Annotated in this window: 5 protein-coding genes and 1 pseudogene; 4 read left to right on the forward strand and 2 right to left on the reverse strand. The window is 66.7% G+C overall.

All coding sequences use genetic code 11. The features are described 5' to 3' along the window. Positions 1 to 859: pseudogene (locus tag JCM25156_RS23220) on the reverse strand (OPT family oligopeptide transporter); the annotation flags it as partial. A 9-nt stretch (positions 860 to 868) separates the two neighbouring features. After that, complete coding sequence (locus JCM25156_RS09770; RefSeq protein WP_025812929.1) at positions 869 to 1,447, reverse strand: hypothetical protein; 579 nt, start codon at positions 1,445 to 1,447, stop codon at positions 869 to 871. Between the two features lie 261 nt (positions 1,448 to 1,708). On the opposite strand from JCM25156_RS09770, the gene ispH reads away from it, so the two are divergent. From ispH to JCM25156_RS09790, 4 genes are all read left to right on the forward strand, one after another. Next, entirely contained in the window at positions 1,709 to 2,698 is a 990-nt protein-coding gene (gene ispH / locus JCM25156_RS09775) for a 4-hydroxy-3-methylbut-2-enyl diphosphate reductase (RefSeq protein WP_242402585.1), read from the forward strand. Positions 2,699 to 2,711: 13 nt separating this feature from the next. Continuing rightward, on the forward strand, positions 2,712 to 3,683 hold the full coding sequence (locus JCM25156_RS09780) for a homoserine kinase (RefSeq protein WP_025812931.1): 972 nt from the start codon (positions 2,712 to 2,714) through the stop codon (positions 3,681 to 3,683). Then, the gene (gene rnhA / locus JCM25156_RS09785; RefSeq protein ID WP_025812933.1) at positions 3,680 to 4,180 is read left to right on the forward strand and encodes a ribonuclease HI; all 501 of its coding nucleotides are present in this window, start codon (positions 3,680 to 3,682) and stop codon (positions 4,178 to 4,180) included. Before JCM25156_RS09780 ends, rnhA begins: the two co-directional genes overlap by 4 nt. Further along, positions 4,177 to 4,476: ATP-binding cassette domain-containing protein (locus JCM25156_RS09790; RefSeq protein ID WP_025812935.1), on the forward strand; the 300-nt coding region annotated here is incomplete at its 3' end. The genes rnhA and JCM25156_RS09790, both read left to right, overlap by 4 nt.

Genomic DNA, 4,476 nt, shown 5'->3' on the forward strand with positions numbered 1-4,476 from the left:
CCAGCAGGCGCGCACGCTGTACAGCAGGGGGCGGCCCATGCGCAGCACGGTCCAGATCGCCGCGACCCCGATCAGCCCCGCGCCGATGAAGCGGGCCTTGTCCTTCCATATCTGGGTGGCGAAATCCCCCGCATCCATCCCGGCGGGGTGCGGCAGGAACTGCGCCATGACGGGAACCGCCACTTCCCATGTCAGTACGGCCCCCACGACCATGGCGATTCCGCCAGGCAGGCCAACCAGGTACCCCGCCCCCAGCAGCGCGGGTGAAAACCCGAGCGACAGCCGGAAGGCGGACAGTCCCCATGTCACGGTGGCGCTGATGCCATCCCCCAGCACGCGCAGTCCGGCGGCGGCGAAGGTCAGGAGCGCGGCGAGAGCGCCCCCATGGAGCAGGGCGCGGACACCGCCCGGATTTTCCCGGTTCGCCCCCGCGCGCAGGATTTCCGCCGCCGCCACCTTCGGGAAACGGAAGGGCCGGATCATCCAGCATGACCCGGCGCAGCGGGATGGTGAACAGGACGCCGGTCATGCCGCCCGCCGCGGTCAGGACCGCCGTCTGCATATAGGGGAAGTGCCGCCAGACCCCGGCCATGACCAGCGCGGGCAGGCTGGCGAACACGCAGGCTAGCGTGCCCGCGGCCGAGGCCTGCGTCTGGATCAGGTTGTTTTCCAGTATCGTGCCGCCGCCCAGCAGCCGCAGCACGGCCATGGAAATGACGGCGGCGGGGATGGATGTGGCGACCGTCAGCCCGATCCGCAGACCCAGATAGACATTGGACGCGGTGAAGACCACCGTGATCAGCGCGCCGATCACCACGCCGCGCCATGTCAGTTCCCGGGGGGGCGGGTGCGGGGCCAACAGCGCGCCCTACATCTTGTGGAAGGTGGGCATGACCAGATGGGCGCGGTTGAAGTCAAGCTGCGCCTTGGTCAACTGGAAGCCGATCTCGATATGGTACTGGTCGCTATGCACGCGGCGCGAGACGGGCAGGGCGATGGGAATGTTGCCGGTATGGGTCAGATCCTGCATCCGCCCGTCCTCGAAGGAGACATGGGCCACGAATTCCTTCTTGCTCTTGATGTCCCCGTTGAACACGACCGCCACGAAATACGGAATATTGACGAAATTGACGTGCGAGGCAGGCCCGCGTTCCACATGCAGGCCGATTTTCAGCCCCGTTATCACGTTACGTTGCGACCCGGCCTCGCACGAGCCGACCACGCGCGTCAGGCTGGCGCGCGCGATCAGGTGGGTGATGTCATGGTCACTGCCGGAATACTGGTAGTAATCGGCCGCCTCGCTGGGAATTTCCACAACGGGGCAGGCTGGCGCGAAATCAATCGAATCGGTTGCGCCGGAACACCCGCCAACCACGGCGAGTGTGGGCACCATGCAGAATTTCAGGGCCATGCGGCGCAGGCGCGCCAGCGGTAGGGCAGGACTCATGCGGCTATTCCGGGTCGTTCAGGGGTGGACAGAATCCCGCCGGGCCAGATGCGGCGGGGGGCGACAGGCAGGTGGCCGGGTAACGGGGGAGGACAGGCATGGCAGAATACGTTAGGGTCAACGGGAAAATGGCTTGCGTCATTGCCACGGTTTGCGTAGGGCCGGACCATCGCACGGGATACCGGCGCCGGAACTCTAGCAGATCGCGGTCCGTATCCTATACCGCTCGCCGGACGTTTGGGGAACACCATGCCCGACCAGATGATTCATACACCCGATAACATTGCCCCCGCCGAGGCACCGCCCCGTGTCCTGAAAGTACTTCTCGCCGGCCCGCGCGGATTCTGCGCCGGTGTCGATCGCGCCATCCGCGTGGTGGAGGAAGCGATCCGCCGCTACGGCGCGCCGGTCTATGTCCGCCACGAAATCGTCCACAACCGTACCGTGGTCGAGGCGCTTGAGGCGCAGGGCGCGATCTTTGTCGAGGAACTCGATGAAGTGCCAGCCGACGGCCATGTCGTCTTTTCCGCCCATGGCGTGCCCAAGACCGTCCCGGCGGAGGCCGAGCGCCGCAACCTGCTCTATCTGGACGCGACCTGCCCGCTGGTGTCGAAGGTGCACCGCGAGGCCGAACGCCACTTTGCCGATGGCGGGCCGGAAAGCCGCCATATCCTGATGATCGGCCATGCGGGCCATCCGGAGGTGGTGGGCACGATGGGCCAGCTTCCCGCGGGCGCCGTCACGCTCATCAACGATGCGGAGGAAGCCCGCACGGTGCAGCCCGCCGACCCCACGCGGCTCGCCTTCATTACCCAGACGACGCTTTCGGTCGATGATACGGCCGAGATCGTCGATATCCTGCGCGACCGCTTCCCCCAGATCGAGGGGCCACGGCGGGAGGACATCTGCTACGCCACGACCAACCGGCAGGAAGCGGTCAAGGCCATTGCCCCCGGCTGTGATCTGGTGATCGTGATCGGTTCGCCCAACTCCTCCAACTCGCAGCGCCTGCGCGAAGTGGCCGAGCGCAGCGGAGCGCCGCGCGCCCTGCTGGTGCCCCGGCTCAACGCGCTGGACTGGTCGGCGCTGGACGGGGTGGGCACGCTGGGCATCACCGCCGGGGCGTCCGCGCCGGAATCGCTGGTGCAGGAAATGGTGGCCGCCCTCGCCAAGCGTTTCACGCTTGAGATCGAGGAAATCACCGTGAAGGAAGAAAACGTGGCCTTCCGCCTGCCGGCGCCGCTGGGCTGAACCGTATCAGGGCATGGCAGTCTATACCGAAGTGCCGGAAGATGCGCTGGCTGCGTTTCTGGAAGGCTATGACATCGGCAGGCCCGTCGCCTGCCAGGGCATTGCGGAAGGGGTGGAAAACAGCAATTTCCTGCTGAAGACCACCCAGGCCACCTTTATCCTGACGCTGTACGAACGGCGCGTGAACCCCGATGAACTGCCGTGGTTCCTCGGGCTCATGCAGTATCTGGCCCAGCACGGGCTGTCGTGCCCGCTGCCGGTGGCGGACAGGCAGGGGCGGACCCTGCGCATGCTGTCGGGTCGTCCCGCGGCGATTACCACCTTCCTGCCTGGCGCATGGTCGCGGCGGGTGGATGTGGACATGTGCGCGCAGGTGGGGGCGGCCATGGCGCGCCTGCACCTGCTGGGGGAAGGTTACGTGGCCGAACGCCCCAATTCCATGGGGCCGCAGTCATGGACCGGACTGCTGGAAGCCTGCCGTGCGCGGGGGGATGAAGTGCGCCCCGGTCTGGTGCGTGAGATTGGCGATGTGCTGGCGCGCGTCCTGCCCGCATGGCCGGGCACGGGGAACAATCCCTCCCTGCCGCGCGGGCAGATCCATGCCGACCTGTTCCCCGATAACGTGTTTTTCCGTGATGGCAGGCTGTCGGGCCTGATCGACTTCTACTTCGCCTGTACCGACTGGTACGCCTATGACCTGGCCATTGGCATCAATGCCTGGTGCTTTGATGAGGCGCGACGTTTCGTGCCCGCGCGCGCGCAGGCCATGGTGGCGGGGTATAATGGCGTCCGCCCGCTGGAAGAGGCGGAAGAGGCGGCCCTGGCCACGCTCGCCACCGGCGCGGCCCTGCGTTTTACGCTGACGCGGCTGTACGACTGGATCAACACCCCGCCCGATGCGCTGGTCACGCGCAAGGATCCGCTGGACTATCTGGCGCGGATGGAATTCTGCGCCGCGCGCATGGGCGAGAGGTTTCTGCCATGAGTGAGGATGCAACCACGGTGGACACCCCTGCCGCGACGAGCGATGTGGTCGAGATCTGGACCGATGGCGGCTGCAAGCCCAATCCCGGCCCCGGTGGGTGGGGGGCGCTGCTGTGCTGTCGCGGGCAGGAGCGTGAACTTTCCGGCGGCGAGGCGGAAACCACCAACAACCGCATGGAACTCACCGCCGCCGCCGAGGCGCTGGAAGCCCTCACGCGTCCCTGCCGCGTGGTGCTGCATACCGACAGCGAATATGTACGTAACGGCATCATGCGCTGGAGCACGGGCTGGGTCAGGCGCAACTGGCGCAATGCCTCGGGCGACCCGGTGGCGAACATGGATCTGTGGCGTCGCCTGCTGGATGTGAGCGCGAAGCACGAGATCGAGTGGGAATGGGTGCGCGGCCATTCGGGCGATGAGAACAACGAACGCGTGGACCGCCTGGCCACGCGCGCGCGCGATGCGCTGGGCATTCCCTATCCCACCCGCAGGAAATGATGCAGGCGGCACCCGCCATCCATCTTGAAGGCGTCGGGCTGGATTTCGGGGGGGCACCCCTGTTCCGGGATCTGGACCTGCGGATTGGTGGCGGGATCATGACCGTCCTGCTTGGCGCGAGCGGGGTGGGCAAGACCTCCCTGCTGCGCATGCTGGGCGGGCTGGTGGCCCCCGGGCAGGGGCGTATCATCGCGGATGACGGGCTGCCGCTGGCGGGACGCATTGCATGGATGGGGCAGCAGGATCTGCTGCTGCCATGGGCCAGCATCGCCGATAATGTCATGCTTGGCGCGCGC

This window comes from Komagataeibacter kakiaceti JCM 25156 (assembly GCF_000613305.1).